Origin of the sequence: Ligilactobacillus equi DSM 15833 = JCM 10991, assembly GCF_001435735.1 — a bacterium.
Classification (GTDB): domain Bacteria; phylum Bacillota; class Bacilli; order Lactobacillales; family Lactobacillaceae; genus Ligilactobacillus; species Ligilactobacillus equi.
The window spans coordinates 1-25,756 of record NZ_AZFH01000015.1 but is presented as its reverse complement, the minus strand read 5'-3'; the positions used below and the strand labels follow the sequence as shown (position 1 = coordinate 25,756).

The window sequence follows — 25,756 nt, the reverse complement described above, 5'->3', positions numbered from 1 at the left end:
GGAGGGATAAAGATGAGTATTGATAAAACATTTAAAGAAGCAGTCCAAGATGGAGACATTCAACTTGTTAGAATTATTTTGAAAAATAGTATTATCATGGATACGACCTTCAAGGATTTTGATGAAATGATTAGTTATGCCCAAGATATGCCAGGTTTATATGAAGAATTTGATAATCAACCATTAAGTCATGATGAAACTTCTTGGGACGATGACTATTTGGCTGATCTTATGGGGGAACTTACTGATAATTTTTCCCACGAACGTATCAACCATTTAAAAAAGGTGGCAAGTAAATTGAGACCTGCTACACCTATTTCACAAATAGATTCTGTGAGTAACTCGAAAAGCACAACACCCACGAAGAAGACGCGTAATAACCAAGCGCAACGAATCATCCGTGAAAAAAGGAGTGCAACGATTCCTCAGTCGAAACAAAAAAAGGTAGTTATTTGTGCTACTGGTGGAGCAATTCTTGGCGCAGGTACGGGAGCAATTGTTGGACTTGCAACTGTTCCTACGGCCGTTACGTTTGGTGCTTTAGGGGCTGTAGTTGGAGGAGCAATCGGTGGTACTGTTGGATATGTCTTAACGAGGTAACATGAATGAGTGAAAAGACTATATTTGGCCAATTTAAAAATCAAGATATAGAGCTTATTTCCAAGAAGGATATTAATTATGATAATACAAATCATACCAGGTTTCCTCAGGTTAATTTTGAAAAGTTATATGGCAACTTCCAAAGTGCTGGTGAGCTGGTTTCAGATGTTGTGTTAAAAAAATACCTACAAAAATTAGAAAATTATGAAATTGAACCTCTTTCTGAAAGTGACAAAACATTATCCAAGATTCGCATGTTTAAAGTGACTGAAATGGTCTATCAAAAAGAAGAGAATACTACGTTAAAGTTTGCTTCAATTTTTAATGCTTTGCAATCTCAAAATTGTGGAGTTTTTCTTTTAATGAACAGTGACGGTAAAAAAACTGATTTCTATATGGGAGTTAGGGCTATGAATAGCCAAAGTTCACCTCGGTCACTAGAAAATATGCTATCTAGTTCCATTAGAGGACAATTTCCAGGTAGTAAAATTGAATCGTTCAATGAAACAAAAATTAACGAAACTCTAGATTTTCTTCCGCAGGAACATATTGTATCAGTGTCAGGAATTGCTGGCTTTAAAGATACGCACCAGACGGAAAATGAGGATTATATTCAAGGGTTGGAGAAACTTGCTACTGCTATGCAAGGTTATAAATATGCCTTGGTGGTGCTATCGAAGGGAATATCGGTTGAAGAATTAGAATTTATAAAAAAAAGTTATGAACAAATTTACACTGAAATCTCCCCTTTTTCGGAACTCAATTTTTCTTACGGAAAAAGTGATGCTATTAGTATTTCTCAGGGATTGTCAAGTACACTAACTCAAGGAAAAAGTGATACTGTAACTGAAACAAAAGGTTGGGAAGAAGGTAGTACTAGAGGGGTAAGTGACACTGAGGGGAAAAGTATCTCTCAGAAGAGTATGGATACAAAAATAGCATCATCAGCCTCAAGTATAGCTACCGCCGCAACTTCACTAGCATTAATTACAAAACATCCTTTGATGGGAGCTATCGCTGGTGCTGTAGGCATTGCTAGTGGGTTTGCTACAATGGCTTTAGATAAGACAAATACTGATACACAGACTAAAACTGTGTCAAATACAACCTCTCATTCACGGACTCAGTCTAATAGTGTTTCTAAAGGAACAACTACTAGCACTTCTAAAGGGGTAACAAATACAAAGGGAAACACCCAAAGTAATTCTAGTGAGATGCAACTTACTAGAGAAAATAAATCTATTAAAAATTTAATGAAGAAGATTGATATACAACTTGAACGGATTGAAGAAAGCGAAGATTTGGGCCTTTGGGAAAATGCAACCTACGTATTAGCGGAAGACCGTTATGTTGCTGATTTAGTAGCAAATAATTATAAAGCACTTATTGTCGGTGAAAATTCTGGGTTAGAAACGATAGCGCTAAATCATTGGGAGAGAGGAGATAAAAAACAATCAAAGCAATTTAGTCTAATGCAAGACTATGTCAAGAACCTTATTCATCCTATATTTAGATATCGTAATATGGTTCCCGTTAAAGCTACTTCTTTGGTAAGCAGTAAAGAGTTGGCTATTTATATGGGCCTTCCTCGAAAATCTGTTGTTGGTCTAACAGTTAACGAACATGCTAGTTTTGAAAAAAATATCATGCATCATAGTTTAAGTGTTAACTCTGAGAAAATTAATATTGGCTCTCTTTATGATTACAGTGACACTAAAGGTGCATCAGTTTCTCTAGATACAGAAAATTTGACTAAACATACTTTTATCACAGGATCGACCGGTTCAGGAAAAAGTAATACCACACGTAAAATAGTCGAAGAGATTACCAAAAAGAATCTGGCTAAAGTTCTTATAATCGAACCTGTTAAGGGTGAATATAAGAACCAATTGGGTAATCGGTTTAGTGTTTATGGCACTAATCCCAAGAAAACGACATTATTACGTATTAACCCATTTGTTTTTCCAAATCAGATTAACGTGTTTGACCATATTGATAGACTAATCAATATACTCAATGTTTGTTGGCCAATGTATGCAGCAATGCCTGTCCTACTAAAGAATGCTATCATTGAAGCATACGAAATCTGTGGTTGGGATGTTAAAAACTCTGAATACTTAGAAGACGAACCTAAAATTTATCCCTCCTTTAGTGACGTCAAACTTTGTCTTGAGAATATTATTAATTCATCTAGCTATTCGGCTGATACTAAAGGCGATTATATTGGATCATTAGTAACAAGAATTAGTTCATTAGTTGAGGGATTAAATGGCCTCATTTTAAATACTTCTTGTATATCTGATACAGAGTTGTTTGATAATAATGTAATAATTGACTTAAGTGATACAGGTTCCCCTGAAACTAAGTCGTTATTGATGGGATTACTAGTGATGAAACTAAATGAGTATCGGATTGCCAATTCAAAACCAAGTAATAACAGCCTGAATCACGTAACCTTCTTAGAAGAAGCCCATAATTTATTGAAGAATCCTAATAGTATTACAGAAAGTACAGAGACTGGCTTACTTGCAAAGTCTGTTGAACTAATTAGCGGTTCAATTGCGGAATTACGGGCTTATGGTGAAGGATTTGTTATTGTTGATCAATCACCTACTGCTGTTGATATTTCTGCGATTAAGAACACTAATACAAAAATTATTATGAAGACTCCGGAGTTGGAGGATCGGATAGTAATTGGTAAATCCATTGGACTAAAAGATGATCAAATTGAAGAAATAGCAAAGTTTCCTCAAGGAGTAGGTGTAGTTTATCAAGGTGAATGGGTAGCTCCAGTGTTAGTTAAGATGGACAAAGCAGAGAACAATAACCATAGCTACTTTAAGCCAGAAAAGAGGTTTGATGCGGAAAAAATATTACTTGAGTATTTAACGCAAAGTAGTATGGCTAATTCAAGCAAAATTTTTGACTCATACCAATTAGAAGAAGCGATGACTCGTTTAAGTTTAGAAACGAGCGTAAAAAATCGTTTGCTCCAGTCGTTTAATAATTATGAAAAAACAAACGATATAGGCCTAAGTGCAAATCAAATTTCTAAATTGGTTACTGTAATTGTTAGAAATAGTAAATATGAGATTTCATTTTTGCAAAGCCAATCACTTGGGGATCAAAGGGAATTTGAAATATCTTTAGAGAAATCAGTCAAAAAAAGAAACCGGATAGATTTAGCAACAGCTAAAAAAGTTACTAAAATCCTTTTACAAGAATTGAATGGTAATAAAATTCAATAACAAAAGAGGGTGTATTTTCAATGTTTAATGAAGTGTCTCCAGAAAAAATGGGTAATCAAGAAATTAATTTCAGTGAATTTAATGGCTCGACAGAAGTGTCGGAAAAAAGTGAGGAAAACCTAGATATTAAAAGTTTAGAGACTCGAAATGAAGATTTAGAAGGGAAGGAGCATGAAATTACAGGTGTTCCTTTTGAAAGGAAGACAGTAACCGATGTACATGGTAATCCAGTCGAAGGTGTTTTTCCAAATTTTGAATCTAGATACACTACCGAACTATCACCTGAACATTATTTAAGCTCAGACAGTGTGCAATTTCATGAATGCAATCAAAATCTATATGATTACGCTGAAGATAATTTAGCCGAGGCTACACAAATATTTGATGACGATCAGTTGGACCAAATTAGGGAGGGTGAACGTCCCGAGGGTTACACTTGGCATCATACGGAAGAAACGGGTGTTATGCAATTGGTAGACAGTGATATTCATCGTCAAACAGCCCACACAGGTGGTCGTTTTGTATGGGGTGGCGGAACAGAAATGAGGTAATAGCGTGGAATGGAAGTTTATTAAAAATCTCACGAATGCAGATTCTTATATCGATGAGGCTGAAGAAAAATTCAGAATTACTTTTCCAAAAGAATATAGAGATATTGTAAAAGTTTATAATGGCGGTAGGCCAAGGCCAGGTATTATTAAATTAAAAGATAATTTTGAATTAATAGTGGATAGCTTTAATTCACTTAACAAAAATGATAGAGAAAATATCTATAACGTAAATAATATTGACTCTAACTTTTTCAAGCAAAAGTATGTAGCTTTTGCAATGGATCCATTTGGTAATTTATTTGGTTTCTATCGTAATAGTAGTGATATTGGATATTATAATCATGATAAAAATCAAGTGAAAATTATTGCCAGAGATTTTAATGAATTTATGTCTTTACTTGAAAAGTAATAAACTAAGGCTGAGGAGGTTTCCTAAGGTTTGATATTAAGTTAAAATAATGAATCTTCTATTATATTTTTAAAGAAAGGAAAGACAGATACTAATTATTCTGTCAAAAAAAGACTTATGAAAAATGACGCAAAACTTGCCATCCATACTGCTTCAACGGCAGCTGCCGGTGTAGCTGCTAGCCCAATCCCTTTTTCTGATGCAGTTTTACTAGTTCCAATTCAAACGACAATGATCGTTGCGATTTACAATGCTTATGGTCAAGAAATACCTAAAGGCCTTGTCAAAGGAATTGTTAATTCTACATTTGCAACTACTTTCGGACGCAATATAGCATCTAACCTTTTGAAAATGATACCAGGTATTGGAACGTTAGCAGGAGCAACACTTAATGCCACTGTTGCAGTGGGGATGACAGAAGCTATTGGTCATGCTGTGGCAAATCAGCTTGAAAATGGTAGTGAACTTGATATTAACGATTTAGGACCAGTAATTTCTGAAGCAATAAAAACTATAAGTAATAAATAGATATTAAAAGGCGTTGTACATACGGATTTTTTAAGTATGTTCGGTATTAAAAATTATTTGTTTCAATAATAGACATTATGTGTCCACCATATGCGAGATAATATCAGTGTTGAAAGGCAAATGATATTAAACACTAGATTTTAAGACTGACAAAAAAGTTTGGTCAAAACGAAAGGATGACACATATGTATATTGGATCAACTAAAATTGATAGTTTCGGGATGATTGTAGGGGCGAGGGAACAGAATATTCTTATCAAAGAAATTGCCCCACGTTTGAAGTTTAATCTGGAAAAGCAGTTACCTGACATTGAGGTAACAGAATATTGTCAAAGCCAACAAAGTGAGGCGCTCTACTTTAAAACTGTCCAACGAGGTAGTGGCGTGCGAGGAGCAAGTTTTAGCATCCGTAACCATACGGCCAAATCAACAACAGACTTTGAATTTCATTTGTCAGATTATGAACGTGAAACTGATTTGATTGTTGCGGTTGTAACAGCTTTAAATGAGTTTTATCAAGCTTTAGCGGAACCAGCTATCACATCGGTAGCTATGGATGCTGCTAAAAGTAAGTCTCAAACTTCTTTGGACTTATTTTTACACCAAACTTTTCGTTTAGGGGTTGCGCAGGCAATTGATAGTTTCTTGGTTACTTACAATAAAGTTTCCGGATCTTCGGAAGCTACTCATTTAGTCTTAAGTTTACTTGAGCTTTATACTGAAGGCCTGTTAGCTACTGATAATGAAAAAGTCAAATGGCGGGCTAAGTGGCATGTTCCGGAACACTATCCTCAGGCTGTTAATATTGGGCGTTGTGAGTTCTTCATTTCAGGTTTTAATGCCAATCAGCCATTGTTTTATGCTGTCTACAATCGGAATATTATTCGATTTTATGCTGATCCAACTGTTATTTTAATGCTTGACAAATGATTACTTAACCAAAAGGAGGTGTTTAATTATGGGACTTTTCGATAATATTTTGGCTTCTAAATCACCACGCGACACACATGGACCAATCGTTAAGACTGGACCTACTGCAGGGCAAAATCGTTCACGTAAGAGCAGTGGTGAATGGCGTAAAAAACGTAGTGATGCTGGGAAACCACGTAAGTAATTACAAAGGTACAAGATATGTCTCTACAATAAAACAGCAGTTCGAAAAAAAGTTCAGGTTAATTTCTGAGCTTTTATGATAACCCTTGGTACGAAAATTATCTTGCGTGAAAGCAGAGCTAATAGTAACACAGAAGCGATTTGGTCCATATAGTTTAGGTCTACAAAATTTTATTTGGAATTTTGTGGACTTTTTATGTTGCCTATATAAAAAGCCCTGGGATCCCAGAGCTTCTTGTAGCTTTAATGCCGTTTGCGGTACCAACCGAAAAGTTGGCACCCGAAAGCAAAGATGGCGTAAATGTTAAAGGTAATCATGAAAGGCCGGATACTTGCAATCGCAGGAATGACATTGACATGTATCCAAATCAAAGCTACCACTAAAATAGCTAAGATATTCACAACGGCCTTTATAACCCGATTGAGTTTGACTTTGCGACTAGGAATTTTGGTAGCTAAGGCAATCAAACCATAGATTGCAATAACCAAAGCTAGGAGCCACGCGATAATTCCCGTGGTCTTAATTAAAGTCGAGGCGCTTTCAGCAATCATCTGGTGTAAACCAGCACCTAAAAGAGCGATTACGCCTAAAAAACTAATGACTTTATAGAGTGTGTCTACTCCAATGGTTTTTTCAACCCAGTGAGGCTTGAGCTTAATCCAGGCAATTTCAACCCATAGCACAAAGGCGATGATTCCTAAATCATAAGCTAAAAGTTTGGCTAATGGGGCTTGATAATTAAAATTGAATGAGGCAATGAGGACGGCAGGAATTAGAACTAAAAAGAAAGCCCAAGCCAGCCAAGTTAAGTGTTTCTTCATTGACGACAAAATCCTTTCTAGACATTAATGCTTAGATTATACCAAGAATTAGCTGAGATAGATAGGCGGATGCCAATTTTGGCATACTTGATTAAAGAATTTTTTGAGCACTCCTTAGTTGACTTCCACTCCTGTAAAAATTAATGTGTCCGCTGTTTCTAACACTTGTTGGTATAGTTTTTAGTTATACTAATTCATTTTATATAACTATTTAACATTGTGAGAGAAACAAGTTAAACTATAGAGTATTAAGGGAGGACAACAAATGTCAGATAAGATTCACCATACTGAACTAGCTCAATTAGACCAAGTCATTCAAGAAAACATGAACCTTTTACAAGAGCTCAACCACGGTGCCTACAACCACGAGCGTATTCGAGATTATTTAGAAAAAATTACGGCCACCAAGCTTGATCCCAGTGTTGAAGTACGCTTACCTTTTTACACGGATTACGGTCGGAATATTCATTTTGGGAAAAATATTTTCATCAATCAAGGGGTTACTTTAGTTGACCTAGGTGGAATTTACCTAGGCGATCATGTTTTACTCGGCCCAAAGGCCACCATTATTTCAGTCAACCATCCTCTTGATCCCAAAGAGCGTCGGGGAGTAGAGCTAAAGCCTGTGCACTTAGCCGAAAATGTGTGGGTTGGTGCTAATGCTACCATTTTACCGGGAGTTACGATTGGCAAGAATGCCGTAGTTGCTGCCGGGGCGGTGGTCACCAAAAATGTCGCAGAAAACACTGTCGTCGCGGGGTGCCCGGCTCAGGTAATTAAGACAATTTAAGTACACAAGAAAGAGGGTATGTATATGCATCAGAGAGGCATTATTGTAACACTTTTAGGGCTAATTTTGTTAGCTTTCGTGGCCTTATTTATTCGGCAAAATCGTATGCAATCTACCACTAAAGTCAAAACAGCAGACATTACTATGGCAAATCAAAAAGATTCAGCAATAGCTTCTCGCCAGATTATGGTAAGTTTCAATGGTCAAAGTTTCACCGCGACTTTAAACGACAGTCCTGTTGCACAAGTCATCCAAAAGCAGATACCATTCACGGTAAGTTTTACCGCCTATGGTAATGGTCAAGAAAAAATTGGCGATTTACTTTTTACTCCGCAGTTAGGCAACTATAATTATGATGACAATGGGCAAAAAGGCAAGCTTGCCTACTGGCAACCAGATAATCGTCTCGTACTATATCATGGCCCGGTCGGTTCTTACCCCGGTATCAAGGTGATTGGTAGCTTTGATAATGCCAAGGCAGTTTATGCGCTTAAGAAAATGGCCGATAATACTGAAGTTACTTTCAGCAAATAAGAAAGAAGTTCCGTGGCAAAACGTGCAACATTTTTCCAGATATTGATATTTAAATTATGCCAAGAAAAAGACTTTATGGGGAATTTTTTCGATGGGATATGCTAAAATAAGAATAAGAAATTTAGCAAAGATGGGGGAAAAATCAATGGTAAATTCCAAACATGCCAAACTGGAGGACGTGGCTCAACTGGCAGGAGTATCCAAAACCACTGTCTCACGGGTTTTAAATAAACGAGGCTATCTAAGTCAAGCAACCATTGATAAGGTTTATGCAGCGATGAAAGAGTTGAATTATCAGCCTAATACCATCGCGCGTCAACTTTTCAAGCAAAAAACTAATATGGTAGGGCTGATTTTTCCAACAGTTAATAATCCTTTTTTTGGACAATTGGTGGCGAAACTAGAAAATATTCTCTATGAGCGGGGCTACAAAGTTTTAATTGGAAATTCGCAAAATGATCCCCAAAAAGAAGAAGATTATTTGAACCAATTATTGGCTCATCAAGTTGATGGTTTAATTGTCGGGGCGCACAACCGAGGATTAAAAGAGTACCAACATGCTAATTTACCCGTAGTTTCTATTGACCGAATCATGAATGATGATATTCCAGTCGTTTCCTCAGATAATTATCAAGGCGGTAAAATTGCGACGGAAGCTTTAATTGCAGCCGGTTGTCAGACTATTATTCATACCGATGGGCCAGAAAATTTGGAAAGTAATACTAGCAAGCGACAACAAGCATACGAAGAGGTAATGCGTCAACATGAGCGGATTCCTGTGACTTACAACTTAGACTTTAACATTTCTACAGCTGAGAAAATTAAGATTTTTCGCAAAATCTTTGAAGACTATCCCCAAGTTGATGGCATTGTGACCTCTAATGACACGGATGCAGCGACCATTCTTTCTTTGGCACCTTTGTATAATAAGAAGGTTCCCCATGATTTAAAGATTATTGGCTATGATGGGGCAGATATGACCCGCTTGATGTTACCGCATCTATCTACTATTCAACAACCAATTGATAAGATTGCAGAAGTGGCAGTTAATTTATTGGAAGAAAAAATTTCTGGGAAAAAACCAAGTAGTCCTCCACCACTTGAAGTCAAGTTTATCAAAGGATTAACCTCGTAAGAGCTTTCATTATTGAAAGCTTTTTTTAATTAATTTATGATAACCGGTTGACACACCTTTTTGAAAGCGCTATATTAAAACTGTAAATAATATATCAACCGGTTGACATAAATTGAAATGAGGTTTTAACGATGGAAGAAATGCGAGTTACTAATAATCGTTTCCGACTAGACTACCACTTAATGGCGAAAGCTGGTTGGATTAATGATCCTAATGGTTTTTCCTATTTTAAGGGTTACTATCATATGTTTTATCAATACTATCCTTATGCTTCTGAATGGGGGCCTATGCACTGGGGGCATGCTCGCAGTAAGGATATGATTCACTGGGAAACCTTACCTACGGCGCTATTCCCAGATGAAAAGGATGATGGCTGTTTCTCAGGAAGTGCAGTAGTTTACGATGATAAATTATGGCTAATTTATACAGGTCACCACTACATTGATGAGGAAAATGATTTATTCTACGAAGACCAAAATCTCGCTTATTCTAGCGATGGCATTCACTTTAAAAAATACGCTGGTAATCCGGTTTTAAAGACACCTACTGACAATACCAAACATTTCCGCGATCCTAAAGTTTGGCAAGAAGATGATACTTTTTACATGATTTTAGGGAGTCAGGGTGCCGATGAACTGGGGCGTGCTTTATTGTACCAATCAGTAGATTTAAAAACTTGGCAACGGGTTTCAACTTTAGCTAAAGCAGAAAATCTTAAGGATGAAGGTTATATGTGGGAGTGTCCGGACTTCTTCAGGATTAATGGTCAAGATGTTCTTTTAATGTCACCTCAAGGTTTGGAAGCGCGGGGGGAACTTTACCGTAACTTAAACCAGACTGGTTACTTATTGGGACACTTGAATCGTGAAACCCATGAATTAAAACGCGGAGGCTTTGAAGAAATAGATAAGGGCCACGACTTCTACGCAACGCAAACAGCGTTAACTCCCGATGGTCGGCGGGTTATGGTGGCTTGGATGAATGCCTGGGATTCGCCAATGTATGAAAAAGAAGATGGCTGGGCAGGAGCCTTAACCATCCCACGAGAGCTAATTGTTAAAGATGGTAAACTTTACCAATTACCGGTTACAGAAATGTTGAGTTTACGTCAAGAAAAAGTTGTTCAAGAAGATTCTCAAGGTAATTATCAATTGAGTCGGGCCACGGAATTTAGTCTTAAAGCTACTGCTGAAGGCCAACTCTTTAAATTAAGTGATGGTGAACACACCTTAACAATTACTAAAGAAGCTGACAAACTAATCCTCGAAAGAAATACTAAGGACGGCCAACGTTCAGCACAGGTTAGCGGTAATGTAACAAAACTACAAGTCTTTGTTGATGCTTCTTCAGTTGAAGTTTTCGTCAATGACGGCCAAGTAACTTTTACAGAACGTATCTACTGGCAACAAGCCCCTGTTTTAAGCGCTCAAGCTGGTAGTTTCTTGGAGATTTATCGACTCGAGGAAAATGTTAACCAATATTAATTTTTGGGGGATAAGAATATGGAAAAAAAGAAAAGTTTACAAAACCCATTTTATTTAGGAAGCTCCTTAACCTTTATTCTCTTCTTCTTTGGTTGGGGAATTTGGTGGTCTTTCTTCCAAATTTGGCTTACGACTAAGCAAGGATTTTCTGGTGCCCAAGTTGGTACTATTTACTCTTTTGACTCTGCCTTGACCTTAGTTTTAATGTTTGCTTACGGTTCTATCCAAGATAAGTTAGGCATTAAAAAAACGTTGTTAAATATCTGTGTTTTCTTAGAACTTTTATTAGGACCATTCTTTACTTGGGTTTATGTCCCAATGTTGAAAAGTAATTTTTATTTAGGAGCATTCATTGGCTCTATCTACTTATCAGTGGCTTATTTAGCTGTTTCACCAACTTTTGAAGCTTTGGCCGAAAGAATGAGTCGGCGTTTCTCCTTTGAATATGGTCAATCACGGGCTTGGGGTTCCTTTGGCTATGCAATTGCAGCCTTAGCAGCTGGTTTCTTGTTTAATATTAATCCGTACCTAATTTTTTGGGTAGGTTCCTTCTTTGCACTTTTGTTATTACTAGTGATGCTCTTTTTCAAACCTGAAAATAAGCAAGCAGCTGTGGATAAATACGAAGTTAAAGATGAAGAAGTAAATGAAGAAGAAAAACCTTCTTTCAAAGATATCCTTGGTGTCTTTAAGCTAGTTGAACTATGGAAAATTATCATCTTCATTATCTTGAGTTGGACCTTCTACACAGTTTTTGACCAACAAATGTTCCCTGAATTCTTTACTAAGTTCTTTGGATCAGCAAGTTCTGGAGCTGAAGCTTACAGTATTTTGAACTCTGCAGAAGTGTTCTTAGAATCTATCATGATGGGCTTAATTCCTGTGATGATGCGCAAAACAGGGGTTCGCAAAACCTTATTAATTGGTTTGGTGATTATGATTATCCGGATTGGTGGTTGCGGTTTGGTAACTAACCCATTGGGTGTATCAGTTATCAAGTTACTACATGCCCCTGAAACAGCTATCTTCGTTTTAGCGATGTTCCGCTACTTTACTTTGCACTTTGATACGCGGATTTCAGCTACTGTTTACATGGTTGGTTTCCAAATTGCTGCACAAGTTGGGCAAATTATTTTCTCTACACCATTTGGGGCTTTACACGATAAGATTGGTTACCAAAATACTTTCTTAGTTGTTGCTGGTATTGTTTGTGTTTCTGCTATCTATGCTTTCTTTATTTTAAAGAAGGACGACGAAGACGTTTTGGGTCAACCTTTAGAAGATTAACTTAAATAGTAAACCGTTAGAAATTATGTTACTAGAGCATTATTTCTAACGGTTTTTATGATGATGAAATTTTTATCCTATCTCGTAGAAATCTGATAGACCGCTAAAAATATCGTTAAGATTCCTTTAATTCATTGATTTTTTTAAATAGAGCGGTAAAATAGTCTCCGGAAAGGGGATTAAGTTTTATGCGGAAAAGTTTAATTGTAATGGGGACGCTATTGTTAGCGTTGCTTGGTGGTTGGTACCATTATCAGCACCACCATTTCAATCCTAATACCTATATTAATCAAGTGGATGTTAGTGATTTAACGACTGAAAGTGCTTTAAAAAAACTCGAAAAGGTTAAGATTAACAATCAACTTTATGTTGATAATCAGCTAATTTATCAGGGAAAAAAGCTTAATACCGGTGTTACTCCAAGCGACAGTGGTTATCTTAAGCAACTGCTTAAAAAGCAAGCATCTTTTTTCCCTAACCATAAGATTAAAAAGTTTTACGTACCTGCTATGCAAAAAAACTTTGAACGTAACCAGAAATTAGAACAGTGTTTAACCGCATACCTCAAAAGCGAGAATCATAAACGGATACGGCCAGTTAATGCTTACGCAACTTATACTGATGGGCAAGTCAAAATTATCAAGGAAAAGAAGGGCGATGCTTATGATATAGCTAAAATGCTTCAAACCTTGAAAAGACGAGAAAATCAGGGAACAATTAAGGTGAAGTCCCAATACTTACAACCTACAACAAGTAAAAGTAAAGCCGTCCAAAAACAAGCTCAATTCTTAAAAACACTCTTAGCACAAAAAGCAACTTATAAAGTTCAGGGTAAGACTTACGATATTAAAGCAAAAGATGTTATTACTTCAGCTTCCTATCAAACCGGTAAACTATCGCTTGATACCAATAATTTAACTGGAAAAATTATGCAAATTAATCATTCACAAGCGACTTTTGGGAAAGAGTATCTATTTAAAACGTCACATGGGACTAAAATTCGAGTAAAAAACAGCACCTATGGGTGGAAGCTAGCCCCTGCTAAAGCGACGCATCGAATTTTAACGGCTTTAATTAAACACCGCCGAGCATCGCTTGATGCGCAAAAAGATCTTTATGGGACTGGTTTTTATAGTACGGGGACAGGATATAAGCATCTTTCTAATCATGGTCTAGGAACCACTTATGCTGAAGTGTCGCTTACTAAACAACATGCCTGGTTTTATAAAGCTGGCCACCTGGTAGCGTCAGTCTCTGTAGTTACAGGAAACGTGGCTGAACATAGTGAAACTCCTAAAGGGGTCTATTACGTTGGTTATAAACAAGCCCCCACTACTTTACGTGGCCGTCATACTAACGGTACACCATATGCTTCCCCGGTTAAATACTGGGCTCCCTTTACCGTTGATGGTTGTGGCTTTCATGACGCGAGCTGGCGCCACGATTGGTCGCCTAAAGCTTATTTGACTAATGGCTCTAATGGTTGTGTTAATATCCATCCTGAACAAATGTCAACTATATATCATGCTTTAGAGCCAGGTGAACCCGTCGTAATCTATTAAGAAAAACTGCTAGAAATCAACGATTTAGGGATTCTAGCAGTTTTTTATTTTCAAGACTTTTTCGTCATTTCTTAGTGTAGGGAAAGCGAAATGATAGGATAATCTTTATGGAGTAGCGCTTTTTGATAAAATGAAAGTAGAAGTCAATTAGGTTAAAGGTATCACAATATTAGCGAGGTGACAAAAAAGGTTTAGCGATTGTGATTTCAGCCTTAAAAATATTAAGGCTTACATAATAATTTTATCCGTTGTTTTAGTGTGAATTGCACTAGTTTTGATAGAGAGGATTTTAATTATGCAAAGAATTTTTGAAGTTGATCCGTGGAAGGTTATTACCCATACCCTAGATAAGAAAAATAAACGGCTCCAAGAATCCATGACTTAGTTAATGGTCAAGAATTAGTCTTGGAATAAGGGGCTTTTTATGCAAGCAGTAGTTTTTGATTTAGATGGTGTACTAACGAATACGGCTAAATTTCACTTTGAGGCTTGGAGTCGGTTGGTTGGAACACGAAAAATTGGCAGTCACCTTACCGGCTGAGTTTGAAACGAATTTAAAAGGTATTGGTCGCCTTGAATCCTTGGAACGAATTTTGGAATTTACGGGAATGACGGACAAGTTTACGGAAACAGAAGTCAATGCCATGGCTAATGAGAAGAATGATCATTATGTCCAAGTAATTTCTAAATTAACACAGGATGACATTTTGCCAGTAATTAGCCAATTACTGACAGATTTAAAGGCTCATGAGGTGAAGCTTGTTGTTGCTTCGGCTTCGAAGAACGCACCTTTTATCCTGAAAAATCTTGGCCTATTTGCAACTTTTGATGCTATTGTCGATCCAGCTAAGGTCGCGCATGGTAAGCCTGCGCCAGATATTTTTTAGCTGGTGCGAAGGCTTTAGGTGTTGATCCTCGTCAATGCGTGGGGGTGGAAGATGCCACCGCTGGGGTTCAAGCTATTAAAGCTACGGGGATGGTTGCTATCGCTGTGGGTGATAAAGCCGACTTGATTCAAGCTGATGTGGTAGTACCAGCGACTAACCGCCTTAACTACCCTTTACTTGCGGAAGCCTTCAAGCGTTATCATAAATAAAGATTGAATAATCACTGTGATGAAAGTTGCAGTGATTTTTTGCAGGCTAAATTTTTTGACAAACCACTAAGAAAGCTTTATACCATGGGATGTCAAAGGATTTTGATAGACGGTTTCGGGAATTTTTGCTAGCATGGACCTTGAGCAAGGAGGGAAAGTAAAATGAAAATTGGTCAAAAAATTAAAAATTACCGGACTCAGTTGGATTGGACCCAAGAGACCTTAGCACAAAAAATTAAGGTTTCACGACAAACTATTTCTAATTGGGAAAATGATAAAAGCTATCCTGATATTTACAATATTAAGTTACTTGCGGAAGCTTTTAATCTTGATCCGGCTGAACTCTTTAAGGAGGACTTGGATATCATGACAGAAACAATTAACTACCTTGATATTAAGCAACATCGAGCGTTTACAATTGAAATGGTGGTTGCAATGGTGATTAGCGGGGGACTTTTTCTTATCTCCATGTTAACCACGGGTTCGGTAAGCGATATTTGCTTAGGAGCTGCGGGGATGGCTTGGCTGATGGTAATTTTCTTTACCGTTCAAATGCAAGAAATTAACCGTAAATATCAGCTCAAAACCTTCAAAGACATTAAAGCTTTTAGTGAAGGTAAGATTTCCGAACCACAAAAGTACCAACCACACCGATTGCTTATGGGACTGCAATTTCTTTTAATTTTAAGCGGCCCCTTTATCGGTTTACTACTAGCTTATTTATTCATAGGCTAACTTAAAAAGCCGTCTCTAAACCCGCTAAAGTTTGCTGAGACGACTTTCCTAAACCTTGCTTGACTCTTGGTTCATGCTAAGAGTCTTTTTTATTATAACTTACTTTACAATGACATGCAGTACTTTACAAAAAATTTACAGTGGCTTCTTTTTTTGTATAATGCAAATAAGACGTAAAATGTATAGTTGTTTTGATTAAATAACAATCAGTCATGAAGTAGTTAAAAAGATCAAGAGTAACTGAAGAAATATAATGTTTTAATGCGAAAATTGTTTAAATTACGAGGAGGAATTACAGTGGCAAACATATTTATTGGAAAAATGTCGCAAAAAGGACAAATTGTTATTCCGGTGGCACTTAGAGAAGCTTTAGGTTTAGAAAAAGGGAGTAAAGTATCTTTTGAGCTGAATGGTAGAGAAATTACCAACTGCGTTAGACTGGGCTGACTTAGTAAAGCAAATTCCAGTTGAAGAAGTGGAATTTGATGAGAATGGTCACTATGACCCTAAAAAAGCACCTGATTTTCATGATCGGATGGTCAATGGCTAATGGAATCAATGGATATCTATATTGCTAATGTACCTTTTGATGATGCAAATGATTCCAAAGTCCGCCCTGCTTTGGTAATTAAAGTTGGTCGAAAAAAAGTAATGGTGTTTAAAGTTGCTAATTAGTCAACATGCATATTCTAGAAATTCGTGAAGATATTGACGGAGTCCTACAATTAACCGTTAATAGCCAGGCTAATCTGGAAAAGGCTTATTTTCCACCAAAAAGAAAGTGGTGTTGACAGTATTAGTGGCGCTTCAGAAAGCTAAAAACACCCCCAAATTCTCTTGGAAAAATTTGGGGGTGTTTTGCGCAAATATTAGGCTTTGTGTTGACGGGTGTGTTCTGCGAGGTGAACCAAATTAGTTAAAAAGGCATGTGTATGTGCTTCGTAGTGGTATTTACGCCCTAACTTAACAAGATACCCATTGATGTAATCGACTTCTGTTGGGCGATTTTTAGACATATCTTGGTACATTGAAGGGTAGTGAAGAGGGTTAGCAACCTTACTTACATAGTTAACGGATTCTAATTCTTCTTGGCGGGTATTTATCATTTCAATCCCAGCACGTTCACAAACATCATAGGCTTCGTTAATTAATGCAACAGAAAGCTCATCAGCTTTTGCAAAGGCAGCGTATTCACCCATTGTGATTTCAAAGAGGGTACATAAAGTGTTGACAACGGAGTTAAAGACAACTTTAGCCATTAAAGTTCCTTGGAAGTTAGTGGTTAAAGTAGGGTTAAAGTTAGCCTTTTGAAGTTCGGCCACTACTTTATGAGTCATTTCATCTGGTTGTTCGGTATAATTAGCGAGATTCATCGTCCCCGCCCCAGGTTTACCGATGAAGTCAACTTCTCCTGGGCCATCAAGAACGGTCGCTACTAGGGCGGTTCCAGCTAATAATTTTTCAGGTTTAAAGTAATTGAGTAATTTATCCACGTGACCCATCCCATTCATTGCTGTCAGGACATATTGGTCGGCGGTAAAGAAATGCTTACAACGTTCTAGCATATCAGCAAGTTGCATTTGCTTTAAAAAGAATACTAATACATCCGCGTCAGTATTTTGATATTCTTCAGGATAAAAGACTTTAACGGGAACTAAGTGGCGATTTTCATGATCACGTTTAACATAAACGCCACCTTGTTCCTTCATTTTTTCAACATGTGGTTGCCAAGCATCCACAAATTCTACTTCATTACCAGCTTCTTGTAATAAAACACCATAACGTAAGCCCATTGCTCCGGCTCCAACAACTGTAAATTTCATACGAAAAACCTCCTAAAAAATATTATGTAACAGATTAAAAAAGCGTCCTTTGAACTAACTAATTTCAAAGGACGCTATGAGCGTGGTACCACCTCAATTTACCAGTTTCCTGGCCTCAACCATCTAACAAAACTTAGATGCTCCGTCGATAATGGGACAGTTCCAGTCAAAGCTACTAATTTTATGGTTTCACTCTAACCCAGAAAAGGGATTTTCAATCTTAACGCAACTATCTCTTCACAGCGAACCGAGACTCTCTGAAGCTTAATTAAGATTTACTTTGCTTTTCCATTGGTTTACAAATCTTTTTTTAATTTATAATTAATTTACACCTAATTGTATTAAAAAGCAACTACTTTTTTCAAATTTTTCGGTAAGTATTTTACATTTCAATTTGATAATTACGTGACAGCATTTTAAACGTTCAAATAGATAGCGGGAAAGTTTGAATGTATAATGGTTCCGTGACCTAAAAGGTCACACTACTCCGGAGTAGTAATGCTTATAAGTTGACACGACAGCATATAAGTATTACCGGTGATTAGGAGGTGGAGATGTGCATAGCACACTTTTTGATGTGTTGTGCGCCTACGCACAGTAGCTCTTGTGATTGTCAAAATCATTAAGATTGTGGTGGAGTTCTACTTTCCTAAGAAGTAGAGCTTAAGTAGCGCAACCTATATACATTTAACACTTGCGAGTCGTGCCTCGCTTTTACATAAAAATGGTTGCACTTTTCTCAACTGTATGCTAACATACAGTTGTTAAATGTATGGTTGCAAAACCTAAGTTCAAAAATAATTTTTTAGTTTGTGCTAGTCGTTGTTTTCACAACGACTTTTACATAATTGCTCACTTTTTTCCGAAGGTGGGCTTTTTTGTGCAAAAATCAAAATCTAGGAATAACTTTTTGCACGGTAATTGGTTTAGAAGACATCATGTATAACTTCCAAAACTAAGAAATGGCCGTCTTATTGGATGCCATGACGCGGATGTTAATCAGCGATATGAGTGACAAGTTCATGCCAAAATTCCTCAAGAAGACTAACAATCAAGGATAGTTCAACAGTCAATGATTATACCGCAACCGTTTTCTCAAGTGGTTTAAGTTTGAAAGAAATTTAGTTTGAGACACAACAATAGCCTCCTAAAAAAGAAGGCACACCAAATAATAGTAGAATTAGTTAAACTTTTTTATCAATACAACTAAACTACTATAAATCCTTGTTTTTGAGCCAATGCGATAGCCGCTTGGATATTAGAGTTCCATAGAGACGGACAAAAGTTTTGATAGGTAAATTTTTTAACTAAATTCACAAAACAACTCCTAATGGTACAATGATTATAATCAAAAAAACATTATCTCGAGGGATACAATAAAGCTATATGCAATCCCCAGGGGACTTTACTAAGGGCACATAAGTCGCTCACTCCCTATGGCGTGGAGTGTCGAAGGAATCAATACATTAGCTGTGGTCCAGATGCTGTGTACAACAAAATAGACATTTTTGAAATTCGTATGTGAAAGCTAAAGAAACACACGAAGAATGATAAGTATTACGAAAACCCTCAAACTAGGGAGTTAACGTCAAATTCTAGATTGAACAAGGCAATAGTTAGCGTTGGGAAAAATTAAAAATATAAAAAGTTTTGACTATCTAAATTTGGAGAGGCATTGCTTTAAAAGATGAACGATAGTAAAATTATTAACTGTAAATTTTTATTTAGGGAGGGTAGCTTGTGCTTTCACAAAATAAATCTCCTGGTTATTAGATACTAATCTATAACTTGAATAACTGAAATGGAGAAATTAAAATGGATGAATTAAATATAAAGGGTAAATACATAACCTGGCCAACCCTTGCTATGATGGCTTTTGTCACGGTAATTGGTTTAGAAGACATCATGTACAACTTCCAAAACCAAGGAATGGCCGTCTTGACTTCCTGGGTAATTATGGTCTTCTTCTACGTGATTCCTTATTCCTTGATGGTGGGGCAATTAGGCTCCGTCTTTAATCATGAAGGGGGCGGATTGTCTTCTTGGGTACGAGGAACTGATGGTGAATTTCTCGGTTACTTTACTGCCTGGACCTACTGGGCAGCTTCTATTCCTTACGTTATTGATACAGCGAACTGCTTCCTCGTTGATATCGGCTGGGGGTTAACCGGGACGGACGACTTCGAAGATACTAGTGTAATTTCTACACCCATGTTTACTTTGATTTCCTTTATTTTATTCTTGTTGGTGGTTCTTTTATCCCACAAGTTCAAAAATTCCTTGGAAATCTTATCTGACATCGGGGGGATTGCAATGTTCGGTATGACCATTCTCTTTGTTTTGATGGCCTTTGTCGGCCTGGCTATGAGCGGTGGTCATACAGCTAGTGAATTTTCTTGGAACAGTATTGTTCCTAAATTTGACCTCAAATACTTCTCTACGGTAGGGATGCTGATTTATGCGGTTAACGGTTGTGAATTGGTTGCACCTTATGTAACACGGATGAAACATCCTCAAAGAGAGTTTCCTAAATCTATGATTATGTTAGCCTTGATGACAGTTTTCTTGACTTTTTTTGGCTCGATAGCTTTAGGAATCTATATTGACGCTAATCACATGCCTAATGACTTGAAAATGAATGGTGAATACTATGTCTTTGGTGCTATGGGGGAACAATTTGGAATTGGTAAAAGCCTTGTTTACATTTATGCCTGGTGTTCTTTAGCATATAACGTGGCTTTGATGGCCGTCTTACTGGATGCCATGACGCGGATGTTAATCAGCGATACAGGTGACAAGTTCATGCCAAAATTCCTCAAGAAAACTAACGATCAAGGTTTACCAGTCAATGGTTACGCCTTAACTGTTTTTTTAAGTGGTTTTATTATGATTTTAGGGGTTTTCTTGCCAGAAATGAATGACGTCTTCAACTGGTTATTAAACTTAAACGGGATTATCTCGCCAGCCGTAACTTGTTGGATTTTCTATTCCTTTATGCGGATTCGCGGACGTGATAAGGCCAAATACCCATCTGAATACGTCTTTATCAAAAACGATAAGATTGCTTGGACGGTGGGATTGATTTTGTTGGTAGTTACTGCTATTGCTACAATCCTGGGAATTGCCCCCCAAGATGTTAAGATGCTCTCCAATACCTGGTGGTATGAATTAGTTATTAATATCGTTTCTATCGTGGTCTTAGTTGGGTTAGGTGTGCTCTTGCCATCAATTCGACGGCGAGAAGACCAATATGGTTACGCTTTTGATAAGTACCAATGGCGGGCTATTATTGGGATGATTTTAGGTTCCATCATCATTGATGTTTGGCTAGGTGGGACGAAATTACCTGGGCGTGTTTGGATGATTGTTGTTGAAGCTATTTTAGCTTTAATTATTGTTTGGTTGATCGCTCGTCGTAAGCCCGGTAAACACCCATCTAGAATTGAAATGGATATTTAAAAATATGAAGTCGCCTTGAGCGACTTTTTTAGTAAGATTAATTTCTCACAATATTTATCTTCAAATTTATAATTGTTTTAAAAATATTAAACTTTTTGTCGGAAAAGTACGAAGTTATAGAAAATCGGTTTAAAATCGAAAAAGTAAAATGATTTGATTGAGTAACTGAACCAGGGATATGCAAAAAATATATTAATCGGTTTTATGATGGTCCCGTCTAGGCCTTTAAAGCACCTTTAGTAGCCATTTTTATTAGTACGATGTTAAAAAACAATTTTATGTAACATTTACGGAATGTTGATATATCAGCATTTCTATGCTGGTAACAAAGATTATTTTGAATTCTTGAATATAATTTTCCCAAAATGCTGATTTTAAAGTATTTTTAAAGTGTTACCCACAAAAAGTTTTGACTATCTTTTTAGGAATATTAATTGACTGAGGTTATAAAAAGTTATAAAATTAATTCTAAGTTATAAAAAGTTATAAAAAGAGGAGGACTGTATGAAGAATCCATTTAGTCCAAGTTTCGGGAGTGTGCCTGATAATTTTATTGATCGACAATTATTAGCCCAAGAAACAATTAGAAAAATCCAGGAAGGCGATAAATTGTACCAAACTTCCTTAATTTACGGCCAAAGGGGCTCTGGGAAAACCGCTTTGATGACGGAAATTGCTAAGGCTCTTAGTCAACATGCAGATTGGCTAGTGGTTAATCTTATTTTGGAGAGCGACTTAATTTTGTCGATTTTGAGTCAACTTCAAAATCAAATTAACCAGAAAAAACTAACTGCCAAGCTAGATTTGAAAGTTAGTTTTTTAGGACTAGAACTTGGTACCAGTCTTAGTGCCGAAAAACATAGCCTTGATTATCAGGCCATTCTTTTTAACTTACTGCGGGATTTGAAGAAACAGGGTGTTCAGGTTCTGATTACCATTGATGAAATTAAGGCGACGCCAGAATTAAGGAAGTTTATTAGTTACTACCAGTTAATGATTCGTGAGGACCTAGCGGTTGCTTTAATGATGGCTGGTTTACCGAAAAATGTTTCTGAGTTGCAAAACGATGATGTCTTAACCTTTTTATTGCGCGCTAATCGTATTGTCTTAAACCCACTGGATTTAATGATTATTAAAGATAGTTACCAAATGCTGTTTAAGCAAGGAAGCTACAAGCTTGAGTTAAAACCCGCACTTTACATGGCCAAACAAACGGCGGGCTTTGCTTATGCCTTTCAATTGTTAGGTTACTTGCTTTGGGATCACTTAGAAACTAGCACTGAAACTACTTTAACTATTGCAACAGTTGATGCCGTTCTCGAGGAATTCCACCAAATACTTTATCGGAATGTTTATCTGCGGATTTATGGTAGTTTGACGGTCAAAGAAAAAGAATACCTGCAGGCTATGGCTCAAATTGGCGGTGACAAAATTAAAAATGCGCAAATTGGTGCGGTGCTTCAAAAGCCAGCTAACTATCTTTCTGTTTACCGACGTAAGTTAATTGACAGCCAAATTATTGTGGCTACCGATTATGGTTATGTATCCTTCCTTTTACCAGCATTTGGAAATTATCTAGAAGAGCAGATGTTACTGGAAAGTTTATAAAAGGGGAAATTTTGAATGATATTTTTCAAAAAAGAGACTTATTTAAAATAGATAGTAGTCCCGGAACATTATAAAATACAATTCGTCAATTAAAAGCATGAATTCCTTGTCAAATAAGGTATTCATGCTCTTTGTTATATTTGACACTAAGTTGGTTAGCCTATCAAATATGGTTTGCAAACAGTATTTTAGATGTATGCTGAAACTAGTAAACTTGATTATAAAAAAATCCACGTCGCATGGGGAAATAACGTGGATTAAGGGGAAAGTATTAGTATGAAAAAAGTTTTAATGTTATTAGCTATGCTTTAAAGATACGACAGAAATTTGAAGAAAATATGACGAAAAATTTGGAAGTTAGTTTTTTAATTCTATCTTTCCGAAAAAGGTATATATTTTAGAAAGATTATTAACAACAAAGGAACTCCATTTCCTCTGATACTTTCTCTTATGTTCGCCTTTCTAAAAATAAAATAAGTTATTTGGAAAGCTTAAGCAACAGTGTAAAAGATGACGTATCTCAATATTGACGTATCAGTTGATTTAGCCTAAAATTTGAGTATTAATTTTTTTGCGAGGTTAACTTGTGTTTCACACGATTTTTTCGGCAGCTACTGCCTATCTATCTACTAATATTGATTATTTGGTTCTATTGATGGCCTTCTTCTCCCAAAGTCAATCCCGGTACAAATTTCGAGATGTATTTTTAGGTGATGTTATGGGCTCATTTGTCCTAGTTATGGGATCTTTGACTTTAGGCGTTATTTTACACATCATCCCCGAAGAATGGATTCTCGGATTTTTAGGAATCATTCCCTTTTACTTTGGTTGCAAATTAATCTTGCAAGGGATGTCTGATGATGACCAAGTCCAAGCCGACTTTAGTGGTTTTAAACTTAGTCGCTATGTAGCTTTGATTACCATTACGTCTTGTAGTGCTGATAATATTGGTATTTATACCCCACTATTCGCCTCTATGCAGGTCGCAAGTGAAGTTTACCTGACGCTATTGACCTTTGCAGTGATGTTAGTTCTGGTCTTTTTAACAGCGATTATCTTGTTTCATATTCCAATGATTACAACGATTATTGAAAAGTATGGTCGCTGGGTAAGTGCCATCATTTATCTTGGCCTTGGTAGCTATATCATGTACGAAAGTGGCACTATTAATCATTTATTGCTATTGTTACACTAAAGCTGAATATTTAAGACGTTTCTTGCTTACAAGAGGCGTTTTTTATTTTCCCAAATACTTGATCTAATAATATGGTTGTATAGTTTAAGTGCAAAACGTATAATAGTCCTAGGGTATGATATGAAAAAGGATGTAATAAAAATATGTATACGCAAACTAAGAATAAATCAAAAATTCGAGGAATTGTTATCATCAATCTTTTCTTGGTGATTTTACTAGGGATCTTCATTTTCTTTGGTGTTCAGAGATTTTATCAAGCAAACGAACGTCGGTTACTTCCATAAGATAAAATGTATCTTATGGAATCTACCCGGCAAAAAAATCAGCTGGTTCAAACGACCTTCCAACTAAAAATTGGTGCTGTTACTCGTTTAGCAAATAGTTGGGCAAGCGAGTTACCTCAAGGTAATTATCTTGAGCAACTAAGACAACTTAGCGGTAGCCAAGATTTTGAAAACCTAATTTATGTTAATGCGTCTGGCCATGGTTATACTAGTAATAATCTCGAAGGAGATTATCAACATAAGGATTTCTATCTGCAGGGGATGAAAGGTAAAACTGGAACTACCACTCTCATGACTGAGACAGGGGCCCGCGCAATTGTTTCATATGCTCCTGTGAAACAAGCTGGGGAAATAGTCGGCGTTTTAGCTGGTTTAACCAGCAAAAAGTCAGTGGAAACATTGTTAAAAGAATACATATACGACTTCAAAGCTAATGTTTTTTTATGTGATGAACGTGGAAAAATTCTTTTTTATTCCTCCGAGCATAATTTTGATATGGTCAAAAATATCACCGATACTAATCCTAACCCCGGTAAAGATCGTGACCGAATGATTAAGAAGATGTTAACCACGATGTCTACCCATAAAACTTTAACCATGAAATACTTTGGAACTTCCGGTGTCAATTCCTATATCAGAATGGTACCAGTTAAAGATACGCATTGGACTTTGGTTATGAGTTTTCCATCCGCAGCTGAAAAGAAGCTTCAAGGTCAAGCTAACAAATCCGCTCAAAGTCTGATGACCGTTATTAGTACCTCGCTAATAGCGTATATTAGTTTGATTGTTATTTTTACTTTTACCACGCTACATAGAGAAAGGCGTCTAGCTGAACAGGCCAAGCAACTCGATCATGATGAGATGACGGGATTATTTCACCGCCGGGCCTACGATGAAAATCTCGCACGCATTCCGACCGATGGTAATTATCTCTATTTTGCGATTGATGTCAACGAATTGAAAAGAACCAACGATAACTTGGGACATGCAGCTGGGGATGAGTTACTGATGGGAGCCGCTAAGTGCATGAAAACATGCTTTGCTGGTGGGAAGGTCTACCGCATTGGTGGTGATGAATTTGTCGCTGTGATTAAAGCAACACCGGAATCTGGTAAAATCTTGCGCCAAAGGCTTCATGAACTATGTACAAATTGGCATGGCAAAAAAGTAAAAGAATTGTCAATGTCGGTGGGGTTTGTCAGTTTAGATGAATATCCTGACAAAAAGCCTCAGGAAATCATCGCATTGGCAGATGAGCGTATGTACCTAGAAAAAAGTGCATTTTACCAACAAAGTGGGCATAATCGTCGACGTTAACTTTAGTCAGCATAAAGAAGCTATGGGACGACCGTAGCTTCTTTTTGTTTGCGAATTTTTTTATCAAAAGGCTTGACTTGTAGTTAACTCCAAGTAATATCATAAGTTCATGTAAGAATTTATGTAAGCACCCTATAACACCCCCGTATTAATTATCGGGCAATCTCTCTGTATACT

Annotated in this window: 23 protein-coding genes, 1 pseudogene and 1 other annotated feature; of the genes and pseudogenes, 22 read left to right on the top strand and 2 right to left on the bottom strand. The window is 36.9% G+C overall.

The window, feature by feature from the left end; all coding sequences use genetic code 11:
* Window positions 1-12: 12 nt before the first annotated feature.
* The 7 genes from FC36_RS02490 (at window position 13) to FC36_RS12250 (ending at window position 6,449) form a co-directional block, all read left to right on the top strand.
* Window positions 13-600, top strand: a complete 588-nt coding sequence (locus FC36_RS02490; RefSeq protein ID WP_025020911.1) for a hypothetical protein — start codon at window positions 13-15, stop codon at window positions 598-600.
* A gap of 5 nt (window positions 601-605) precedes the next feature.
* Entirely contained in the window at window positions 606-3,848 is a 3,243-nt protein-coding gene (locus FC36_RS02485; protein ID WP_051527974.1) for an ATP-binding protein, read from the top strand.
* Between the two features lie 20 nt (window positions 3,849-3,868).
* Window positions 3,869-4,399 (top strand): HNH endonuclease, encoded by a 531-nt coding sequence (locus tag FC36_RS02480; RefSeq protein WP_025020912.1) that lies wholly within the window; start codon window positions 3,869-3,871, stop codon window positions 4,397-4,399.
* Between the two features lie 4 nt (window positions 4,400-4,403).
* On the top strand, window positions 4,404-4,808 hold the full coding sequence (locus FC36_RS02475) for an SMI1/KNR4 family protein (RefSeq protein WP_025020913.1): 405 nt from the start codon (window positions 4,404-4,406) through the stop codon (window positions 4,806-4,808).
* Between the two features lie 117 nt (window positions 4,809-4,925).
* Window positions 4,926-5,336, top strand: a complete 411-nt coding sequence (locus tag FC36_RS02470) for a DUF697 domain-containing protein (RefSeq protein ID WP_025020914.1) — start codon at window positions 4,926-4,928, stop codon at window positions 5,334-5,336.
* Window positions 5,337-5,521: 185 nt separating this feature from the next.
* The gene (locus FC36_RS02465; protein WP_025020915.1) at window positions 5,522-6,265 is read left to right on the top strand and encodes a hypothetical protein; all 744 of its coding nucleotides are present in this window, start codon (window positions 5,522-5,524) and stop codon (window positions 6,263-6,265) included.
* Window positions 6,266-6,293: 28 nt separating this feature from the next.
* A complete protein-coding gene (locus FC36_RS12250) occupies window positions 6,294-6,449 on the top strand; it encodes a hypothetical protein (RefSeq protein ID WP_023858709.1) in 156 nt (51 codons plus the stop codon).
* 242 nt (window positions 6,450-6,691) lie between these two features.
* Here the strand turns inward: FC36_RS12250 and FC36_RS02460 are convergent, their stop codons facing one another.
* Entirely contained in the window at window positions 6,692-7,270 is a 579-nt protein-coding gene (locus FC36_RS02460; RefSeq protein ID WP_025020916.1) for a hypothetical protein, read from the bottom strand.
* Between the two features lie 265 nt (window positions 7,271-7,535).
* Between FC36_RS02460 and FC36_RS02455 the strand changes: the two genes are divergently transcribed.
* The 11 genes and pseudogenes from FC36_RS02455 to FC36_RS12585 all read left to right on the top strand — a co-directional run bounded on the left by FC36_RS02455 (window position 7,536) and on the right by FC36_RS12585 (window position 16,568).
* Entirely contained in the window at window positions 7,536-8,060 is a 525-nt protein-coding gene (locus tag FC36_RS02455) for a DapH/DapD/GlmU-related protein (RefSeq protein WP_056986689.1), read from the top strand.
* 24 nt (window positions 8,061-8,084) lie between these two features.
* Window positions 8,085-8,594, top strand: a complete 510-nt coding sequence (locus FC36_RS02450; protein ID WP_025020917.1) for a cyclophilin-like fold protein — start codon at window positions 8,085-8,087, stop codon at window positions 8,592-8,594.
* Window positions 8,595-8,739: 145 nt separating this feature from the next.
* Window positions 8,740-9,729: a LacI family DNA-binding transcriptional regulator gene (locus tag FC36_RS02445; RefSeq protein ID WP_025020918.1), complete on the top strand. Its 990-nt coding sequence runs from the start codon at window positions 8,740-8,742 to the stop codon at window positions 9,727-9,729.
* Between the two features lie 131 nt (window positions 9,730-9,860).
* The gene (locus FC36_RS11830; RefSeq protein ID WP_025020919.1) at window positions 9,861-11,213 is read left to right on the top strand and encodes a glycoside hydrolase family 32 protein; all 1,353 of its coding nucleotides are present in this window, start codon (window positions 9,861-9,863) and stop codon (window positions 11,211-11,213) included.
* Window positions 11,214-11,231: 18 nt separating this feature from the next.
* Complete coding sequence (locus tag FC36_RS11825) at window positions 11,232-12,500, top strand: oligosaccharide MFS transporter (RefSeq protein ID WP_056986688.1); 1,269 nt, start codon at window positions 11,232-11,234, stop codon at window positions 12,498-12,500.
* Between the two features lie 188 nt (window positions 12,501-12,688).
* Entirely contained in the window at window positions 12,689-14,062 is a 1,374-nt protein-coding gene (locus FC36_RS02430; RefSeq protein ID WP_025020920.1) for a L,D-transpeptidase, read from the top strand.
* A gap of 424 nt (window positions 14,063-14,486) precedes the next feature.
* Window positions 14,487-15,158 (top strand): annotated as a pseudogene (gene pgmB, locus FC36_RS02425) (beta-phosphoglucomutase).
* 162 nt (window positions 15,159-15,320) lie between these two features.
* Window positions 15,321-15,893 (top strand): helix-turn-helix transcriptional regulator, encoded by a 573-nt coding sequence (locus FC36_RS02420; RefSeq protein WP_025020921.1) that lies wholly within the window; start codon window positions 15,321-15,323, stop codon window positions 15,891-15,893.
* Between the two features lie 261 nt (window positions 15,894-16,154).
* A complete protein-coding gene (locus FC36_RS12400) occupies window positions 16,155-16,340 on the top strand; it encodes an AbrB/MazE/SpoVT family DNA-binding domain-containing protein (RefSeq protein WP_338086174.1) in 186 nt (61 codons plus the stop codon).
* Window positions 16,303-16,443: a hypothetical protein gene (locus FC36_RS12395; protein WP_035188254.1), complete on the top strand. Its 141-nt coding sequence runs from the start codon at window positions 16,303-16,305 to the stop codon at window positions 16,441-16,443. Before FC36_RS12400 ends, FC36_RS12395 begins: the two co-directional genes overlap by 38 nt.
* The gene (locus tag FC36_RS12585) at window positions 16,443-16,568 is read left to right on the top strand and encodes a hypothetical protein (protein ID WP_263640294.1); all 126 of its coding nucleotides are present in this window, start codon (window positions 16,443-16,445) and stop codon (window positions 16,566-16,568) included. The genes FC36_RS12395 and FC36_RS12585 overlap by 1 nt, the downstream gene beginning before the upstream one ends.
* A gap of 194 nt (window positions 16,569-16,762) precedes the next feature.
* On the opposite strand, the gene FC36_RS02410 is transcribed toward FC36_RS12585, so the two are convergent.
* Complete coding sequence (locus FC36_RS02410; protein ID WP_025020922.1) at window positions 16,763-17,716, bottom strand: ketopantoate reductase family protein; 954 nt, start codon at window positions 17,714-17,716, stop codon at window positions 16,763-16,765.
* 64 nt (window positions 17,717-17,780) lie between these two features.
* Window positions 17,781-18,017: a binding site (T-box leader), on the bottom strand.
* A gap of 1,514 nt (window positions 18,018-19,531) precedes the next feature.
* Between FC36_RS02410 and FC36_RS02405 the strand changes: the two genes are divergently transcribed.
* The 4 genes from FC36_RS02405 to FC36_RS02390 all read left to right on the top strand — a co-directional run bounded on the left by FC36_RS02405 (window position 19,532) and on the right by FC36_RS02390 (window position 25,579).
* Complete coding sequence (locus FC36_RS02405; protein WP_025020923.1) at window positions 19,532-21,175, top strand: APC family permease; 1,644 nt, start codon at window positions 19,532-19,534, stop codon at window positions 21,173-21,175.
* A gap of 504 nt (window positions 21,176-21,679) precedes the next feature.
* Window positions 21,680-22,783 carry an ATP-binding protein gene (locus tag FC36_RS02400; RefSeq protein ID WP_056986687.1) on the top strand — a complete coding sequence of 368 codons (1,104 nt, stop codon included), beginning with the start codon at window positions 21,680-21,682 and terminating at the stop codon, window positions 22,781-22,783.
* 586 nt (window positions 22,784-23,369) lie between these two features.
* The gene (locus tag FC36_RS02395) at window positions 23,370-23,978 is read left to right on the top strand and encodes a cadmium resistance transporter (protein WP_025020924.1); all 609 of its coding nucleotides are present in this window, start codon (window positions 23,370-23,372) and stop codon (window positions 23,976-23,978) included.
* Between the two features lie 299 nt (window positions 23,979-24,277).
* Complete coding sequence (locus FC36_RS02390; RefSeq protein ID WP_025020925.1) at window positions 24,278-25,579, top strand: sensor domain-containing diguanylate cyclase; 1,302 nt, start codon at window positions 24,278-24,280, stop codon at window positions 25,577-25,579.
* Window positions 25,580-25,756: the final 177 nt, after the last annotated feature.

Excerpts from the sequence above, each read along its gene's own strand:
- FC36_RS02445 (WP_025020918.1), top strand. The coding sequence starts at position 8,740 with ATGGTAAATTCCAAACATGCCAAACTGGAGGACGTGGCTCAACTGGCA.
- FC36_RS02390 (WP_025020925.1), top strand. The coding sequence starts at position 24,278 with ATGGAATCTACCCGGCAAAAAAATCAGCTGGTTCAAACGACCTTCCAA.
- FC36_RS11830 (WP_025020919.1), top strand. The coding sequence starts at position 9,861 with ATGGAAGAAATGCGAGTTACTAATAATCGTTTCCGACTAGACTACCAC.
- FC36_RS12585 (WP_263640294.1), top strand. The coding sequence starts at position 16,443 with ATGGAATCAATGGATATCTATATTGCTAATGTACCTTTTGATGATGCA.
- FC36_RS02470 (WP_025020914.1), top strand. The coding sequence starts at position 4,926 with ATGAAAAATGACGCAAAACTTGCCATCCATACTGCTTCAACGGCAGCT.
- FC36_RS02405 (WP_025020923.1), top strand. The coding sequence starts at position 19,532 with ATGGATGAATTAAATATAAAGGGTAAATACATAACCTGGCCAACCCTT.
- FC36_RS02400 (WP_056986687.1), top strand. The coding sequence starts at position 21,680 with ATGAAGAATCCATTTAGTCCAAGTTTCGGGAGTGTGCCTGATAATTTT.
- FC36_RS02485 (WP_051527974.1), top strand. The coding sequence starts at position 606 with ATGAGTGAAAAGACTATATTTGGCCAATTTAAAAATCAAGATATAGAG.
- FC36_RS02490 (WP_025020911.1), top strand. The coding sequence starts at position 13 with ATGAGTATTGATAAAACATTTAAAGAAGCAGTCCAAGATGGAGACATT.
- FC36_RS02480 (WP_025020912.1), top strand. The coding sequence starts at position 3,869 with ATGTTTAATGAAGTGTCTCCAGAAAAAATGGGTAATCAAGAAATTAAT.
- FC36_RS02450 (WP_025020917.1), top strand. The coding sequence starts at position 8,085 with ATGCATCAGAGAGGCATTATTGTAACACTTTTAGGGCTAATTTTGTTA.
- FC36_RS11825 (WP_056986688.1), top strand. The coding sequence starts at position 11,232 with ATGGAAAAAAAGAAAAGTTTACAAAACCCATTTTATTTAGGAAGCTCC.
- FC36_RS12400 (WP_338086174.1), top strand. The coding sequence starts at position 16,155 with ATGCGAAAATTGTTTAAATTACGAGGAGGAATTACAGTGGCAAACATA.
- FC36_RS02420 (WP_025020921.1), top strand. The coding sequence starts at position 15,321 with ATGAAAATTGGTCAAAAAATTAAAAATTACCGGACTCAGTTGGATTGG.
- FC36_RS02460 (WP_025020916.1), bottom strand. The coding sequence starts at position 7,270 with ATGAAGAAACACTTAACTTGGCTGGCTTGGGCTTTCTTTTTAGTTCTA.
- FC36_RS02455 (WP_056986689.1), top strand. The coding sequence starts at position 7,536 with ATGTCAGATAAGATTCACCATACTGAACTAGCTCAATTAGACCAAGTC.
- FC36_RS02465 (WP_025020915.1), top strand. The coding sequence starts at position 5,522 with ATGTATATTGGATCAACTAAAATTGATAGTTTCGGGATGATTGTAGGG.
- FC36_RS02430 (WP_025020920.1), top strand. The coding sequence starts at position 12,689 with ATGCGGAAAAGTTTAATTGTAATGGGGACGCTATTGTTAGCGTTGCTT.
- FC36_RS12250 (WP_023858709.1), top strand. The coding sequence starts at position 6,294 with ATGGGACTTTTCGATAATATTTTGGCTTCTAAATCACCACGCGACACA.
- FC36_RS12395 (WP_035188254.1), top strand. The coding sequence starts at position 16,303 with ATGGTAGAGAAATTACCAACTGCGTTAGACTGGGCTGACTTAGTAAAG.
- FC36_RS02410 (WP_025020922.1), bottom strand. The coding sequence starts at position 17,716 with ATGAAATTTACAGTTGTTGGAGCCGGAGCAATGGGCTTACGTTATGGT.